Genomic DNA, 15431 nt, shown 5'->3' with positions numbered 1-15431 from the left:
TAGCGGCGGATCGGCGCAAGGCCAAGGCGCAGGCCCCGCGCGCGATTGACTTGATCCCGGCCCGGCGGCACTTGGGCCTCCGAACGATGCAAGCGCCCCTTGGCCTCCCGACAGCGCTGTTGCGCGGCGCCGGCGCGCTCGCCGAAGGCGCCGTGCTGCGCCTGCTGATCAAGGTCGCGCTCTCGACGCTGGCGGTGTTCGTCGCCCTTGGCGGGGCGCTGCTCTATGCCCTCGACACCTGGCTGGCTTCGCTCGGCGTCGCCTACGGCGCCGAACTGGGCGCGCTGGCTGCGCTCCTCGTCACGGTCCTCGCCGGCTGGCTGCTGTTTCGAATCGTCGCGCTCGCCATCCTGCAGTTCTTCGCCGACGACGTGGTCGTGGCCGTGGAGCGGCGCTTCTACGCCGATGCCCATTCGCGGGCGCGCAAGCTGGGGCTTGCCGAAGAGGTTCGCATCGCGCTGGGCGGCGCCGCGCGCGCCCTGCTCGCCAACCTCGTGGCTGCGCCCTTCGCGCTCGCGCTGCTGTTCACCGGCATCGGCACGGCGGCGCTGTTCTGGGCGGTCAACGCCTGGCTGCTCGGGCGCGAACTGGTCGACATGGTCTGGCTGCGCCACCGGCCGACGCGCGAAACGCCCGCGCCGGTGAGCCGGGCGGAACGGTTCCTGCTCGGCGGGGCCATCGCCGCGCTGATGTTCGTGCCTTTCGCCAACCTGATCGCGCCGGTTCTGGGCGCGGCGGCCGCCACGCACCTGGTACACGGCCGCGGGAGGGCGCTCCATGCGGTTTAGCGCGGCCTTCGTGCTGGCCGGATTGCTCGCCGGCTGTACGGCGGTGCCCCCGGCCCAGCCGGCGCGCGACGTCGCGACCGTGCCGCGCCCGCCGGCTGCGCGCGAGGTGCCGCCGTCGCGCCCACAGCAACCGGCGCCGCGCGGCTTCGTCGTCCCGCAGGTCCTGCACGCGGCGGGGCTCGAGGACGTCATCGAGCAGGACGCGGGCCGTCTCACCCGCCTGTTCGGCAAGCCGCGGCTCGACGTGCGCGAAGGCGACATGCGCAAGCTGCAGTTTGCCGGCGAGGCCTGCGTGCTCGACATTTTCCTCTACCCGCTGCGGCCGGGGGCGGAGCCGGTCGCCACGTACGTCGACGCCCGGCGGCAGAGCGACGGTCTCGACGTCGACCGCGCCGCCTGCGTGCGGGCGCTGAGAAAGTAACCCGGATTTAAGGGTATCGGGCCATAAACCCGGGCGATATTCGACCGGGGAACACTCGCGCCCATGACCATGCATTTTTCCGATATCGCCCGCCAGGCCGCCGCCGACGGCGCGATCACGCACGAGGAAATTCTCGCGCTGCGCCGCGAAGGCTGGGGCGACGGCGTGATCAATCACGAGGAGGCCGAGGCCATCTTCGCGATCGACGCCCTGCTCGGCGAACGCCCTGCGGAATGGTGCGATTTCCTGGTCGAGGCGATCGGCGAATACGTCCTCAATACCTGGGAGCCGAAAGGCTACGTCACCGACGCTCAGGCCGAATGGCTGGTGGCCCGCGTCACCGCCGACGGCACGCTCGATTCGATGACCGAGCTCGAGCTGATCGTGCGGGTGATCGAGAAGGCCAGCAACGTTCCCGACATGCTCAAGCACGCGGTGCTGGAGGAAGTCGAACGCGCGGTGATGACCGGGAGCGGCCCGACCCGCAAGGGCGGCTCGCTCGAACCGGCCAAGGTCACCGGCGCCGATTGCGCCGTGCTGCGCCGGACGATCTTCGCCGCGGGCGGCGACCGCCCGGCGGCGGTGAGCCGCGAAGAGGCGGAAATGCTGTTCCGCATCAAGGATGCGACGCTCGGGCAGGACAACGCGCCCGAGTGGCAGCAGCTGTTCGTGCAGGGCGTCGGCAACTACCTGCAGGGCTACGTCGCGCTCTCGGCGCAGCTGTCGCGCGAACGCGCCGCCGAGCTCGAAGCGTTCATGAACGACAGCGCGAGCGGCGTCGGCAGCTTCATCGGCCGCATGGCCAAGGGCGCGCCCAATGCCTTCGGCGTGGTGTTCGGGAAGAAAGGCTCCGAGCCCTCGCGCGACCAGCTGGCGCTCGAGGCCGAGGCAGTGACGCCGAAAGAACAGGAGTGGCTCGAGGATCGAATCATGGCCGACGACCAGGTCGACGACCTCGAACAGGCGCTACTCGCCTTCGTAACCGAGGAAATCTCGCAGACCTGATTGAAGCGCCTTCACACCATGAAGCTCTCGCCGCAGCCACACGCGCCCTTGGCGTTGGGATTTTCGAACACGAAGCCGGCGGTGAAGTCGTCGACCACCCAGTCCATCGTGCTGCCGACGAGGTAGAGCACGCTGGCGCCGTCGATGTAGAACGTGCCGCCGGGGGTGACGATCTTCTCGTCGAAAGGTGCTTCCTCGCTGACGTAGTCGACCGAATAGGCGAGGCCCGAGCAGCCGCGCTTGGGAGTCGACAGCTTGACGCCGATGGCGTCTTCGGGCGCCTTGGCCATGAGCTCGGCAATGCGCTCCTCGGCCGCGGGGGTCAGGACGACGGCGGCGGGGCGGGCCGGACGAGTGGTGGTCTGTTCGTTCATGGCAGTTTCTTCTCCCAGAACTGGGCAGTGCCGGTCGCCTGATCAAGGGCATACTGGCAATAGCCGGTCGCGGCGTAGAGCTTGCGCGCCGGCTGGTTGCCTTCGAGCACTTCGAGCGTGACCTTGCAGGCGCCGCGCTTCGCCGCTTCCTGCTCGATCGCGCCGAGAAGCGCCTTGCCGACGCCGCGTCCGCGGTAGGCGGGAAGCACGCCGAGGTCGTGGACGTTGACCAGCGGGCGCGCCGCGAACGTCGAGAACCCGGTGAGGCAGTTGGCGATGCCCGCCGGGCGGCCGTCGACGCGGGCGATCAGCGAGAAGGCTCCTGGCGCCGCGGCGAGGCCATCGACCAGCCGGCTGCAGACATCGGCCGGCAGCGCCTCGCCGCCGCCCATCGGATCGCGGGCATAGGCGTCGGTGAGCAGGACCACGTCGGCGGCGTGAAGCGGGTCGGCGTAATTGGCCAGCTCCACGGTCATGTGCGGCGCGGAAGGTGTCGGTCGGGGATCGATAACGGTTTGCATACAATCGCTTATAGCATACCCAGTTCGAGCCGCGCTTCGTCGGTCATCTTGTCGGGCCCCCACGGCGGATCCCACACCAGGCTGACCTCGGCATCGCGCACGCCGGGGACCGCGCCGACGCGCAGCTCGACCTCGCCGGGCATCGATTCGGCCACCGGGCAATGCGGCGTGGTCAGCGTCATGATGACCTGCGCTGCGCCCTCCTCGTCCACCTCGACGCCGTAGATCAGCCCGAGATCGTAGATGTTGACCGGGATTTCCGGGTCGTAGATTTCCTTCAGCGCCGCGACGATCGCCTCGTAGAGCTCGCCGCCCGGCTCGCCGCCGGACACCGCGGCCGGCTTCTGCGCGAGGAATCCTTCGAGGTAGTCCTTCTTGCGCTCCAGCTTGGCGCCGGCGCTCTCTTCGACGGCATCGTCGACCCGCGCACGCGGGGGCTGTTCGACGGCCGCGACCACCTCGTTCGGCGGCGGCGCGGCGATGTAGTCCTTCTTGCTCTCGTCGTTCATCAGCCGAAAATCCTCTTGGTCCTTTCAATCCCGCGCAGAAGGGCGGCGACGTCGTCCTCGTCCGAATAGATGCCGAAGCTGGCGCGGGCGGTGGCGGGCACGCCGAGCCGGTCCATCAGCGGCTGGGCGCAGTGATGCCCGGCGCGGATCGCCACGTTCTCTTCGTCCAATATCGTGCCGAGGTCGTGCGGATGAATTCGGTCGATTGCGAAGCTGACGATACCTGCACTTTCGTCGGGTCCGAACAGCACGACATCGTTCATTCGTCCGAGCCCCTCGCGGGTCATCGCCACAAGCTTCGCCTCGTGGGCGTGAATGGCGTCGAGGCCGATGTTCGCCACGTAGTCGCAGGCGGCGGCAAAACCGATCGCTTCGACGATCGCCGGGGTCCCGGCCTCGAAGCGCTGCGGCGCGGGGGCGTAAGTCGTCGTCTCGAAGGTCACGCGGTCGATCATCGCCCCGCCGCCCTGCCAGGGTGGCATTGCGGCCAGCAGTTCGCTGCGGCCCCACAGCGCACCGATCCCGGTCGGGCCGTAGAGCTTGTGCGCCGAGAAGGCGTAGAAGTCGCAATCGAGCGCAGCAACGTCGACCGGCAGGCGCGGGACCGCCTGGCAGCCGTCGAGGAGCAATTTGGCGCCCACGCCATGCGCCAGCTCGGCGGCGCGCCCGGCATCAAGCACGGAGCCGAGCACGTTCGAGACATGCGCGAAGGCGACCATCGCGTGGTCCGGCGTCAGAATGTCGGCGGCGGCATCGAGGTCGATCCGCCCGTCCTCGGTCAGCGGGCAGACGTCGATGTCCCAGCCGGCGAGCTGCCAGGGAACGATGTTCGAATGGTGCTCGAGTTCGCTCAGCAGTACGCGGCGCTTGTCGGGGTAGCTGTAGGCCAGCAGGTTGATCGCCTCGGTGGCGCCGCGGGTGAAGACGATCTCGTCCTCGCTCCCGCCGATGAATTCCGCAACCCGGCGGCGCGCCGCTTCGTAGCCGAGCGTCATCTCGGCCGAGCGCGAATAGACCCCGCGGTGGACCGTCGCGTAGTTGGCGCCGAGCGCCTTCGTGACGGCATCGATCACTGCGCGCGGCTTCTGCGCCGTGGCGGCCGAATCGAGGTAGTGCCAGGGCTTGCCCGCTGGCGTCACGAGGCCGGGGAAGTCCGCCTTGCGGCTGATGGTCGCGGCGACGTTCACACCGCGTCTCCCAGCGTCGCAAGCGCGGATTCGAGCAGGGATTCCTGCGCTTCTTCATCGGAATGAGCGGCGAAAGCGTCGGCGATGAAGGCGCGCACCAGCAGCTTCCTGGCCGCTTCGGGCGGCAGCCCGCGCGCCGCCATGTAGAACGCCGCGGCATCGTCCATCTGGCCGATCGCCGCGCCGTGGGCGCACTTGACGTCGTCGGCGAAGATTTCGAGTTCGGGCTTGGCGTTGGTGCTCGCGCCCTTTTCGAGGATCAGGCCCTTGAAGTCCTGCACCGCGTCGGTCTTCTGCGCATCGCGGGCAACCTCGATGCGGCCGAGGAAATTGCCGGTTGCGGTGCCCCAATGGACCGCGCGCACGACCTGCTGACTGGTCGCCTCGGGCTCGGCATGGGTGACGCGGGTGACGAATTCGCGGGTGTCGTCCCCGCCGCCGATGGTCACGCCGCCGAACTGGAAGTGCGCGCCCCTTGCCAGTCGGACCTCGATTTCGAGCCGGGTGTAGGCCGCTGCCGAAGCAATCGCGAAAATCTCCGCCCGCGCGCCCTCGCCCACGGTCAGGCGGACGCGGTGAATGCCGGGATGCGCGTCGTCGAGCACCAGGTCCTTCGAGCGCGTCTCGCCCGGCGCGAGGGTAACGTCATGCCAGACGTCGAGGTCGGCCGGCGTCAGCGACGCCAGCGCCTCGGCATCGGCGTAGCGCCAGTCCTCGTCGCGGGTGCTCGGAAGAGTCGCAAGTTCTGTCACGCCTCCTTCTCCACCTTCGTCATTCCCGCGAAAAAGCGATCCGAGGGGCAATGCGTCTTCACGCCGCCACCGCCTCGTAGCCTTCGCGTTCGAGCGCGAGCGCCAGGTCGGCGCCGCCGCTCTTGACGATCCGGCCCTTCGACAGGACGTGGACGAAATCGGGCTTCACGTAGTCGAGCAGGCGCTGGTAGTGGGTGATCAGCAGCACGCCCTTGTCGCCCTTGCGCATGATCGCGTTGATCCCCTCGCCCACGGTCTTGAGCGCGTCGATGTCGAGTCCCGAATCCGTTTCGTCGAGCACCGCGAAGGCGGGATCGAGAATGCCCATCTGGACCATCTCGTTGCGCTTCTTCTCGCCGCCCGAGAAACCGACGTTCACGTTGCGCTTGAGCATATCCATGTCGAGCTTGAGCAGCGCGGCCTTTTCCTTCGCCAGCTTGAGGAACTCGCCGCCCGAGAGCGGCTCTTCCCCGCGCGCCTTCCGCTGGGCGTTGAGCGCCTCGCGCAGGAACTGGACGTTGGAAACGCCGGGAATCTCGACCGGGTACTGGAAGCCGAGGAACAGGCCCGCGGCGGCCCGTTCGTGCGGGTCCATGGCGAGCAGGTCGTGCCCCATGAACTCGACCGAGCCCGAGGTCACTTCGTAGCCCGGGCGGCCGCCGAGGACATACGCCAGCGTTGACTTGCCCGCGCCGTTGGGACCCATGATCGCGTGGACCTCGCCCGCGTTCACTTCGAGCGTGAGGCCGCGGAGGATTTCGGTCTCGCCGACGGTGGCGTGGAGATCGGTGATTTTCAGCATGTGGGTGTCTCGAATTTTGCAGAGCCGTCACCCTGAACTCGTTTCAGGGTCCATTTCTCCACCTGCACCCGCATTGCGGACCGAGGGATGGATGCTGAAACGAGTTCAGCATGACGAAGGGAATGAGAGGCGCGGCGCATCAGTACCGGCTCCGGTGGAAGCGCTGCTCGCGCTCGCGCTCGGGCTTGGGCTTGGCCGAGCCGGCGAGCTGCGGACGCTCGAAGGGCTTTTCCAGTTCAGCCTTGATTGCGCCGACCACGCGATCGGTATCCGTCAGGATCTCGTCGTCGCTGAAGCGCATCACCCGGACACCGACGTCGGTCAGCTTGCGGTCGCTCAAAGCGGCGATGGCGGCCTGGGACGCGTCGCCCTTGCCGCCGGTCTCGACCACCAGCCAGCGGGTCTTGCAGGCGAAATCGACGATCGCGCTCCCCATCACCACTTCGCGGTTGAAGGTGTAGCCGATCTGCTTGTCGCTCAGCCGCTGCCACAGCACCTTCTGCGCCTCGGTCGGATTGCGCCGCATGTCGCGTGCATCCTGCTTGAGCTGCGCGGCGCGCGCGGGCGAGATGTTCCAAGCCTTCGTTGCATCGGCCGCCTCACGCTCTTCCGAGCGGGTGGCGACATTGCCGAGAGAGAGTTTCTTGCGGGCGGTCACCAGTCGGCCATCCTGAAAATAGCGAATATCGACGCCGCCAGAGCGACAACTCCGGCGATCAGGCCGTGGAGGCCCCATTGGCGACTTGAATCGCCTGCTGCCGACAGCCCGCCGATAAATGCCGAGGCGATAAACGTCAGGGGGATCAAGAAGATCACGTCTCGATCCCACATCGCGAGAAGGACCAACAATGCTGTTGGAGCAAGCATGAGAGCCGTCTGCCCCCAAGAGGTTCTAACGGCGATGCTCACCCCACGCTCCCCTCGAGCGAGATCGCCAGGAGCTTCTGCGCCTCGACGGCGAATTCCATCGGCAGCTCTTTCAGAACCTCTTTCGCGAAGCCGTTGACGATCAGCGCCACGGCCTCTTCCTCGCCCAGCCCGCGCTGCATGGCGTAGAACAGCTGGTCGTCGCTGATCTTGCTGGTGGTCGCCTCGTGCTCGATCTGCGCGGTCGGGTTCTTGACCTCGATGTAAGGCACGGTGTGGGCGCCGCAGCGGTCGCCGAGCAGCAGCGAATCGCACTGGGTGAAGTTGCGCACCCCGTCGGCGTTGGCGGCGACGCGGACGAGTCCGCGATAGGTGTTGTTCGACTTGCCGGCGCTGATGCCCTTGGAGATGATCGTCGAGCGAGAGCCGCGTCCGTTGTGGATCATCTTGGTGCCGGTGTCGGCCTGCTGGAAGTTGTTGGTTACCGCGACAGAGTAGAACTCGCCCACGCTGTCCTCGCCGTTGAGCACGCACGATGGGTACTTCCAGGTGACGGCCGAGCCGGTCTCGACCTGGGTCCAGCTGATCTTGCTGCGCGCGCCCTGGCACAACCCGCGCTTGGTGACGAAATTGTAGATTCCGCCCTTGCCCTCGGCGTTGCCGGGGTACCAGTTCTGCACAGTCGAATACTTGATCTCGGCATCGTCCATTGCGACCAGCTCGACCACCGCGGCGTGGAGCTGGTTCTCGTCGCGCATCGGCGCGGTGCAGCCTTCGAGGTAGCTGACGTAGCTGCCCTTCTCGGCGACGATCAGCGTGCGTTCGAACTGGCCGGTGTTCTCGGCATTGATGCGAAAATAGGTGCTCAGCTCCATCGGGCAGCGCACCCCTTCGGGGATGTAGACGAAGGTCCCGTCGGAAAAGACCGCGCTGTTGAGCGTGGCGAAGAAGTTGTCCTTCTGAGGCACGACCTTGCCGAGCCACTTCTTCACCAGCTCGGGATGCTCGCGGATCGCCTCGCTGATCGACAGGAAGATGACCCCGGCCTTCTTCAGCTCCTCGCGAAAGGTGGTCGCCACGCTGACCGAATCGAACACCGCGTCGACGGCGACCTTGCGCGCGCCTTCGACCCCGGCAAGCACCTTCTGCTCTTCGATCGGGATGCCGAGCTTTTCGTAGACCCGCAGGATCTCCGGATCGACCTCGTCGAGGCTGCCGAGCTTTTCCTTCTTCTTCGGCGCGGCGTAATAGAAGGCGTCCTGGTAATCGATCGGCGGATAGCCGACCCTGGCCCAGTCAGGCTCGGCCATGTCCTGCCAGAGCCGAAAGGCCTTGAGCCGCCAGTCGAGCATCCACTCGGGCTCGCCCTTCTTGGCGCTGATGAAGCGGACGGTGTCCTCGTTCAGCCCCTTGGGCGCGAAGTCGGTTTCGATCTCGCTCGACCAGCCGAATTCGTAGTCGGCGGCCTTGTCGGCAGCCTCACGCGCAGCCCTGTCCATTTCGGGGCGATCGGTGAAATCGACGTCGTCGGTCATGCCGGTTCCCTTGCCGCGAGCTGCGTCAGCGGAATCCCCGCCAGCGCGCCGCGCATTGTCTTGTTGACCAGCCCCCAGTGGGGCTGGACGTTGCAATTGCCCTCGAGCGCGCAATCGTGCTTGCCTGCCTCGACGCAGGAGGTAAGCGCGATCGGACCCTCGACCGCCTCGACGATGTCGGCGAGGCTGATCGCCGCGGCCGGACGCGCCAGCTGCAGCCCGCCGCCGGCCCCGCGCGAGCCGCGCAGCAATCCGGCCTTCGAGAGCAGGCTGACGACCTTCTGTACGGTCGGCAGCGGAAGGCCGGTCTCGCTCGCCAACTCGGTCGCCGACGTACGCACGCCGCCGCAATGGCGCGCGGCGGCGCTCATCGTGACGACGGCATAATCGGCCATGCTGGACAGGCGCACCTGCGGTCCCTCGCTTAAATCGGAACGAATTGCTCCGGTTCACCTAAGAAGGGATGCGCGGGTTGCAATCAAAAACCGGTTGTTGCGAGTCGTTTGCAGAGAATACAAAAAAGAGGGCGGCCCACACAGGAGCCGCCCTTCGCAGTCGAGAACCCGGCAGCCGAGACGGGCCGAGCCCTTCGGGTCGCATGCGTTCGATAGGCGAGGCGCGCGCCCGCGCCTTGTATAAAAGCGACAACTTCGTGCGAATCGGCGATGTTTTCGGTCGCCGCAGCGACGAATGCCACAACCCTGTTGCCAATCGACACGGCAAAGACGCGCTGCCATAGCGCCGCGATGCTCTACCGGATGCTCCGTCCCGCGCTGTTCATGCTCGACGCCGAACGGGCGCATCGCCTCACGATCGACCTGCTGCGCCTCGGGACAGGCACCGCGTTCACTCCCGAGCCGCGATCGACGCCGGAACTGGAGACGGTGATCGGCGGGCTCCGTTTCCCCAACCCGGTCGGCCTGGCGGCGGGTTTCGACAAGGATGCCGAGGTGTTCGGGCCCTCGCTCGCCATGGGTTTCAGCTTCGTCGAAGTCGGCACCCTCACGCCGCTGCCGCAGAAGGGCAACCCCGCGCCGCGGCTGTTCCGGCTGGTCGAGGACCGGGCGGTGATCAACCGGATGGGGTTCAACAATGCCGGACAGGAAGCGGCGCTGGGCCGGCTCGAGAAGCGCTATCGCACGCGCGGGATCGTCGGGGTCAATGTCGGTGCGAACAAGGACAGCCCCGACCGCATCGCCGATTACGTCAAGGGCGTCCGGACGATGGCGCCTGTCGCGGATTTTCTGACCATCAATATCAGCTCGCCGAACACGCCGGGCCTGCGCGGCCTGCAAGACGAGGGGGCACTCGACGAGTTGCTTGCCGAGGTGATGCAGGCCGGCGCCAAGAAGCCGGTCTTCCTGAAGGTCGCGCCCGATCTCGCCGAGGGCGATCCCGAACGCATTACCCGCGCCGCCATCGACCATGGCGTCGGCGCGATCATCGTCTCGAACACGACCGTATCGCGCCCGCCGCTCAAGTCGCGCCACGCGGGCGAAGCCGGCGGCTTGTCGGGCGCTCCCTTGAAGCCGCTCGCGCTCGAGGCGCTTCGGCAGTTTCGCCGCGCGAGCGGCGGCGCGCTGCCGCTCGTCGGCGTCGGCGGAATCGCCAGTCCCGAGGACGCCTGGGCGCGGATCCGCGCCGGGGCGAGCCTGGTGCAGCTGTACAGCGCGATGGTCTACGAAGGACCGGGAATTGCCCGCCGGATCGTGCGCGGGCTTGAAGGGCTGATGCGCCGCGATGGTTTCGCCTCGCTTGCGGAGGCGGTCGGAAGCGAATAGCCGGGCGACAATGTTGCAGCTTCGCCTATCCTATCTCGCCGCGCCGCTCCTGCTGCTGCAGGGCTGCGCCACGCTCTCCTCTCCTGCCGAGGTCGCCGCCAGGCCGGCGGCCACAGCGAGCGCGCACGGCCCTTCGGCTTCGCTCGGGACGGGCCTCGTCTCCGCAGCCGATCCCCGCGCCGCCGAAGCCGGGGCGGAAATGCTCCGCCGCGGCGGCAGCGCGACCGATGCGGCGATTGCCGTCATGCTCGCGCTGAACGTCGTCGAACCGCAAAGCTCTGGCATCGGCGGCGGCGGCTTCTTTCTGCGCGGCACCCCGGCGGGCACAGTCGAAACGCTCGACGGGCGCGAGACCGCCCCGGCGGGGGCCGACGGGCAGTGGTTCCTTGGCGCAAGCGGCAAGCCGCTCGGCTTCATGGAGGCGGTGATCTCGGGTCGCAGCGTGGGTGTGCCGGGCAATCTGCGTCTCGCCGAGGAAGCGCACCGCCGCTATGGCAAACTGCCGTGGGCCGAGCTGTTCGAACCGGCCATCGCGCTCGCCCGGAACGGCTGGACGCTGACCGAGCGCGGCCACGAGTTCCTCGAACGCGCGAAAAACCGCGCCGCGCATCAGCCGGAAGGCCTCGCGCTCTATTATGGCGCCGACGGCAAGGCCGCTCCGGTCGGGACGCGCCTGCGCAACCCGGTACTCGGCGATACTCTGGAAGCGATCGCCAAGAACGGGGCCGACTGGTTCTACTCGGGAGCCAACGCCGCCAAGATCGCCGCCGAAGTTGACGCCGAGACCCCGCGCAAGGGCGCGCTCACCGTGCAGGATCTCGCCGGCTACCACGCCAAGTCGCGCCCCGATGTCTGCGGCGATTACCGTGGCTATCGCATCTGCGGGATGGGACCGCCCTCGTCGGGCGCGACGACCGTTTTCGCCATCCTCAAGCAGCTCGAGCGCTTCGACCTCCACGCGCTGGGGCCCAAGTCGCCCAGGTTCTGGCACCTCTTCGCCGAATCGCAGCGCCTCGCCTACGCCGACCGGGAACTCTATCTGGGCGACACAGACTATGTGTCGGTACCGGTCGCCGGACTGGTAGATGCCGATTATCTCAAGGCGCGCGGCGCGCTGATTTCGCCCGACACCACCTTGCCGGCGGCGGTTGCCGGCTCCCCGCCCGGCGCCTCGCTGGCGCTGGCTGACGGCGACGAGCCCGAAGAGCACGGCACCTCGCACTTCGTGACCGTCGATAAGTGGGGCGACGCGACCAGCTGGACCTCGACGGTCGAGGGATCGTTCGGATCGGGCATCATGGTCGGCGGCTATTACCTCAACAACGAGCTCACCGACTTCAGCTTCGTGCCGGAAAAAGACGGCACCCCGGTCGCCAACCGCGTCGAGGGCGGCAAACGCCCGCGCTCGTCGATGGCGCCAACGCTGGTCTATGCGCCCGACGGATCGCTGTACATGAGTGTCGGCGCGGCGGGCGGCGCGACAATTCCCGTGCAGGTCGCGCGGGTGCTGATCGGGGTGATCGACTTCGGCCTTCCGCTCGACCAAGCCATCGCCCTCCCGGTGCTGTTCAGCCCCGGCGACGCCATCGCGGTCGAACAGGGCAGCTGGCTCGAATCGCTCATCCCCGAACTGAAGGCGCTCGGCCATGACCAGGTCGCCGCGCGCGCGCTGCCTCTCAAGGCCAACGGCGCGATTCATACCGCACACGGCTGGGTCGGCGCGGCCGATCCACGCAGCGACGGCGTTGCGGTCAGCGAGTAGCTTGCCCGACAACACCGCCGGCCCTAAGCCAGCGGCGGGGAACGAGCCGGGCAAACCGGCGCCAGGGTGGAGATGCACGCATCGTGCAGTTGAGCGATTTCGACGCCGCGCAGAACCTCGTCGCGCTGTTCCTGCAGCGCGCCGACGAACTCGGCGACAAGCCCTTCCTCGTCGCCAAGCGCGACCGCGTCTGGCAGGCGACGAACTGGCGCGAGGCTGCGGACCAGGTCTGCGTGCTCGCCGAAGCGCTGCGCGCCATGGGGCTGGCGAGCGGCGACCGAGTCATGCTGGTGGCGGAAAACAGCCCCGAATGGGCCATTGCCGATCTCGCCATCATGGCCGCCGGCTGCGTCACGACGCCGGCCTACACCACGAATACCCAGCGCGATCACGAGCATATTCTCGAAAACTCGGGCGCGCGCGCTGCCATCGTCTCGACCCAGAAACTCGGCGCGCCGCTCATCAAGGCGATGATCCAGACCGGCCTGGGACAGCACATCGTGGGTGTCGAGGCGCTGACCACTGGGCAGCGCGGAGCGTTCGAGTGTCACCAATGGGCTGACCTCGTAACCGGGGACGCGGCAGCCGCGAGGGCGGCAGTCGACGCGCGTCTTGCCGCGATCGGCCGCCGCGACATGGCCTGCATCATCTATACCAGCGGCACCAGCGGAGCGCCGCGGGGCGTCATGCTCGCGCACGGGGCGATCCTCCACAACGTCGATGCCGCAGCGCACGTCCTGGCCGAGGATTTCGGCTGGGACGAGGAACGGTTCCTGTCCTTCCTGCCGCTATCTCACGCGCTCGAACACACCGCGGGCTTGCACCTGCCCATCGGGATGGGCGCGGAGATCTGGTTCGCAGAGGGCCTCGACAAGCTCGCGGCCAATCTCGAGGAAGCCAGGCCCACCATCATGGTGGTCGTTCCGCGGCTCTTCGAACTGATTCGCGGGCGCATGGTCAAAGCGGTCGAGAAACAAGGCAAGGTGGCGAATTTCCTGCTCGACCGCGCACTGACGCTCTCCGAACGGCGGGCCAGCGGAAAACGGTCCTTGTTCGACTGGCCGGTCGAGCAGGTGCTTGCGCACACCATCGCCCCGAAGGTTCAGGAACGCTTCGGGGGCCGAATCAAGGCGCTGGTCTCCGGCGGCGCGCCGCTCAACCCGGAAATCGGCACCTTTTTCGAGGCGATGGGCCTGGTCACCCTGCAGGGCTACGGCCAGACCGAAAGCGCGCCGCTGATCAGCGTCAACCGCCCGTCTGTGGGCGTCGACCTGTCCACCGTGGGCCCCCCGGTGCGCGGGGTCGAGGTGCGGATCGCCGAAGACGGCGAGATCCTCGCCCGCGGCGAATGCGTGATGCTGGGCTACTGGCGCGATCCCGAAGCCACCGCAAAGACCGTCGTCGACGGCTGGCTGCACACGGGCGACATCGGCCACCTCGACGACAAGGGGCGGATCGTCATCACCGACCGCAAGAAAGACATCATCGTCAACGACAAGGGCGACAACATAGCCCCGCAGCGCCTCGAATCGATGCTCACCCTGCAGCCGGAGATTGCCCAGGCGATGGTCAGCGGCGACAAGCGTCCTTACATCGTCGCGCTGGTCGTGCCGGATTCCGACTGGGCCTGTGAATGGGCTCAGGCCAACGGCGAGAAGTTCGATATGGCCGCGCTGCAGGAGCTTCCCGCCTTCCGCGCGGCGATGCGGCACGCAATCGACCGGGTGAACCTGGACCTGTCGGTGCTCGAAAAGATCCGCCAGTTTGCCTTCGCCGACGAGGGCTTCAGCATCGAAAACCACATGCTCACCCCGAGCATGAAGATCAGGCGGGCGCCGATCCGCGAGAAGTATCAGTCCCGGCTCGATGCGCTCTACAAAGGGTAGCTGTCAGGCCGCCTCGGCTTCGACGCGTTCGGGATAGAACAGCGGCTCGCGGTCCGACCATCCCGGCGCAGTGGCCGCGGCCTCGCTCAGCGACTGGAGCAGCATCTTGCGCCGCGCCGGCCGAATCTGCGGCAGCGCGGCGGCGGCGCAGAAGGCGGCGGGCAGCCACGGGCGCGACTTGGCGCCGAGCAGGCGCTCGTAGAGGAAGCGGTAGGCTGAAAAGCTCTCGAGTCTTTCCTGCGCGAGGTCGAGCGCGGTGACGCGCATCAGCGGACCCATGAAGGCCTCGAGCCCGTCCATCGTCGCTTCACACGGAACGGTGTCGCGCAGCGTCTTGAGTTCGCGGTAGGCGAGGTACTGGCCGCGTATCGACGCGCCGTCGCCGCCCTCGCCCCAGGTCTTGAAGGCGTCGCCGCGTCCCATCGCGATGTCGAGGCTGCGCTCGATGAAGAGCTGCTCGCTTTCAGAGAAGCTGGCGAATTCGCGCAGCTCGGCAATAGTCAGCGATGCAGTACCGGTCTTGGCCATGACTTGCCCCCAGTGGATGTCCGAGCAATGTCACCGAATGTGGTTAGCGTCCGGTAAACGCGCTGGCCGATCTTTCGTACGGTCAGACGATGTCCCGCAGCAGCGCAGCCATGGCGGCATCGCTGGAGCCGGCGCGCTCGCGCATTTCCTGCAGCGACGCGGCGAGTTCCTGCTGTCCGAGCACCTGGGCGAGCTCCAGTGCCGTTTCGAGCGATACGGCATCGGCCATGATGCCCTTGCGCAGGGCACCGATCAGCGCGATGTCGAGCAGCGGACCCGGTTCGATCGAGCGGGTGTCGCGCTCGGCATCGTCCATTACCCCGGCCATCCAGATGTTGTCCGGCCCGTCGAGCGAAAGTCCGCTCGCCTCGAAGCGCTCGGCTTCGTCGGCGAAGTCGGCCCCCAGCCGGCCGAGCTTTTCGGCGAGCTCCGTGCCGGCGTGGCGGGTAACGCCGGGCAAACGGTCGGCGGCCGTGCGGCGGGCCGCGTGAAGGTCCTGCACGCACACTCGCAGCAGTTCGTCTTGGCTGGCGGTGCGACTCATGCCCGCCACCTCGCTTGCAGCGCGTCGATAGCGGCGGGCCGAAGGCAATCGCGGCGCCGTTCGAAGCGCAGCCCCGGGCGCGGGCGAGGCAGCCCGGGGCGCGAGGCGGCAGCGATGGGGGGCGATTCTTCTGCCGTTCGAACTGGGGGTTTGCGAGTAGCCGTCAGGA

18 protein-coding genes are annotated in these 15431 nt (G+C 67.5%); 6 read left to right on the top strand and 12 right to left on the bottom strand.

All coding sequences use genetic code 11. From position 1 onward, the window contains the following. Window positions 1–86: 86 nt before the first annotated feature. The 3 genes from Q7I88_RS03415 to Q7I88_RS03405 all read left to right on the top strand — a co-directional run bounded on the left by Q7I88_RS03415 (window position 87) and on the right by Q7I88_RS03405 (window position 2214). Entirely contained in the window at window positions 87–788 is a 702-nt protein-coding gene (locus Q7I88_RS03415) for an EI24 domain-containing protein (protein ID WP_305097632.1), read from the top strand. Continuing rightward, on the top strand, window positions 778–1209 hold the full coding sequence (locus Q7I88_RS03410) for a hypothetical protein (protein WP_305097631.1): 432 nt from the start codon (window positions 778–780) through the stop codon (window positions 1207–1209). The genes Q7I88_RS03415 and Q7I88_RS03410 overlap by 11 nt, the downstream gene beginning before the upstream one ends. A 63-nt stretch (window positions 1210–1272) precedes the next feature. Then, on the top strand, window positions 1273–2214 hold the full coding sequence (locus Q7I88_RS03405) for a hypothetical protein (protein ID WP_305097630.1): 942 nt from the start codon (window positions 1273–1275) through the stop codon (window positions 2212–2214). An 11-nt stretch (window positions 2215–2225) separates the two neighbouring features. Here the strand turns inward: Q7I88_RS03405 and Q7I88_RS03400 are convergent, their stop codons facing one another. The 10 genes from Q7I88_RS03400 to Q7I88_RS03355 all read right to left on the bottom strand — a co-directional run bounded on the left by Q7I88_RS03400 (window position 2226) and on the right by Q7I88_RS03355 (window position 9171). Further along, window positions 2226–2588, bottom strand: a complete 363-nt coding sequence (locus tag Q7I88_RS03400) for a HesB/IscA family protein (RefSeq protein WP_305097629.1) — start codon at window positions 2586–2588, stop codon at window positions 2226–2228. Next, entirely contained in the window at window positions 2585–3109 is a 525-nt protein-coding gene (locus Q7I88_RS03395; protein WP_305097628.1) for a GNAT family N-acetyltransferase, read from the bottom strand. Before Q7I88_RS03395 ends, Q7I88_RS03400 begins: the two co-directional genes overlap by 4 nt. 8 nt (window positions 3110–3117) lie before the next feature. Beyond that, window positions 3118–3618, bottom strand: coding sequence for an SUF system Fe-S cluster assembly protein (locus Q7I88_RS03390; protein WP_305097627.1), 501 nt, complete (start codon window positions 3616–3618; stop codon window positions 3118–3120). Continuing rightward, a complete protein-coding gene (locus tag Q7I88_RS03385; RefSeq protein ID WP_305097626.1) occupies window positions 3618–4805 on the bottom strand; it encodes an aminotransferase class V-fold PLP-dependent enzyme in 1188 nt (395 codons plus the stop codon). The genes Q7I88_RS03390 and Q7I88_RS03385 overlap by 1 nt, the downstream gene beginning before the upstream one ends. Next, the gene (locus tag Q7I88_RS03380; RefSeq protein ID WP_305097625.1) at window positions 4802–5557 is read right to left on the bottom strand and encodes a SufD family Fe-S cluster assembly protein; all 756 of its coding nucleotides are present in this window, start codon (window positions 5555–5557) and stop codon (window positions 4802–4804) included. Before Q7I88_RS03380 ends, Q7I88_RS03385 begins: the two co-directional genes overlap by 4 nt. Window positions 5558–5615: 58 nt before the next feature. Next, window positions 5616–6359: a Fe-S cluster assembly ATPase SufC gene (gene sufC / locus Q7I88_RS03375; RefSeq protein ID WP_305097624.1), complete on the bottom strand. Its 744-nt coding sequence runs from the start codon at window positions 6357–6359 to the stop codon at window positions 5616–5618. Window positions 6360–6498: 139 nt separating this feature from the next. Next, window positions 6499–7017, bottom strand: a complete 519-nt coding sequence (locus Q7I88_RS03370; protein ID WP_305097623.1) for a DUF559 domain-containing protein — start codon at window positions 7015–7017, stop codon at window positions 6499–6501. Continuing rightward, the gene (locus Q7I88_RS03365; RefSeq protein ID WP_305097622.1) at window positions 7014–7268 is read right to left on the bottom strand and encodes a hypothetical protein; all 255 of its coding nucleotides are present in this window, start codon (window positions 7266–7268) and stop codon (window positions 7014–7016) included. The genes Q7I88_RS03370 and Q7I88_RS03365 overlap by 4 nt, the downstream gene beginning before the upstream one ends. Then, entirely contained in the window at window positions 7265–8761 is a 1497-nt protein-coding gene (gene sufB, locus Q7I88_RS03360; protein WP_305097621.1) for a Fe-S cluster assembly protein SufB, read from the bottom strand. The genes Q7I88_RS03365 and sufB overlap by 4 nt, the downstream gene beginning before the upstream one ends. Further along, on the bottom strand, window positions 8758–9171 hold the full coding sequence (locus Q7I88_RS03355) for an SUF system Fe-S cluster assembly regulator (protein WP_305097620.1): 414 nt from the start codon (window positions 9169–9171) through the stop codon (window positions 8758–8760). The genes sufB and Q7I88_RS03355 overlap by 4 nt, the downstream gene beginning before the upstream one ends. 336 nt (window positions 9172–9507) lie before the next feature. On the opposite strand from Q7I88_RS03355, the gene Q7I88_RS03350 reads away from it, so the two are divergent. From Q7I88_RS03350 to Q7I88_RS03340, 3 genes are all read left to right on the top strand, one after another. Continuing rightward, window positions 9508–10542, top strand: coding sequence for a quinone-dependent dihydroorotate dehydrogenase (locus Q7I88_RS03350; protein ID WP_305097619.1), 1035 nt, complete (start codon window positions 9508–9510; stop codon window positions 10540–10542). A 10-nt stretch (window positions 10543–10552) separates the two neighbouring features. Beyond that, a complete protein-coding gene (gene ggt / locus Q7I88_RS03345; RefSeq protein WP_305097618.1) occupies window positions 10553–12304 on the top strand; it encodes a gamma-glutamyltransferase in 1752 nt (583 codons plus the stop codon). Between the two features lie 83 nt (window positions 12305–12387). Next, on the top strand, window positions 12388–14190 hold the full coding sequence (locus Q7I88_RS03340) for an AMP-dependent synthetase/ligase (protein WP_305097617.1): 1803 nt from the start codon (window positions 12388–12390) through the stop codon (window positions 14188–14190). A 3-nt stretch (window positions 14191–14193) separates the two neighbouring features. Here the strand turns inward: Q7I88_RS03340 and Q7I88_RS03335 are convergent, their stop codons facing one another. Together Q7I88_RS03335 and Q7I88_RS03330 are read right to left on the bottom strand one after the other, a co-directional pair. Then, window positions 14194–14718, bottom strand: coding sequence for a hypothetical protein (locus tag Q7I88_RS03335; protein WP_305097616.1), 525 nt, complete (start codon window positions 14716–14718; stop codon window positions 14194–14196). A gap of 82 nt (window positions 14719–14800) precedes the next feature. Continuing rightward, window positions 14801–15262, bottom strand: coding sequence for a DUF892 family protein (locus Q7I88_RS03330; protein ID WP_305097615.1), 462 nt, complete (start codon window positions 15260–15262; stop codon window positions 14801–14803). Window positions 15263–15431: the final 169 nt, after the last annotated feature.

Source organism: Croceibacterium aestuarii, assembly GCF_030657335.1.
GTDB lineage: Bacteria > Pseudomonadota > Alphaproteobacteria > Sphingomonadales > Sphingomonadaceae > Croceibacterium_B > Croceibacterium_B aestuarii.
This window is presented reverse-complemented; position numbering and strand designations above follow the sequence as displayed.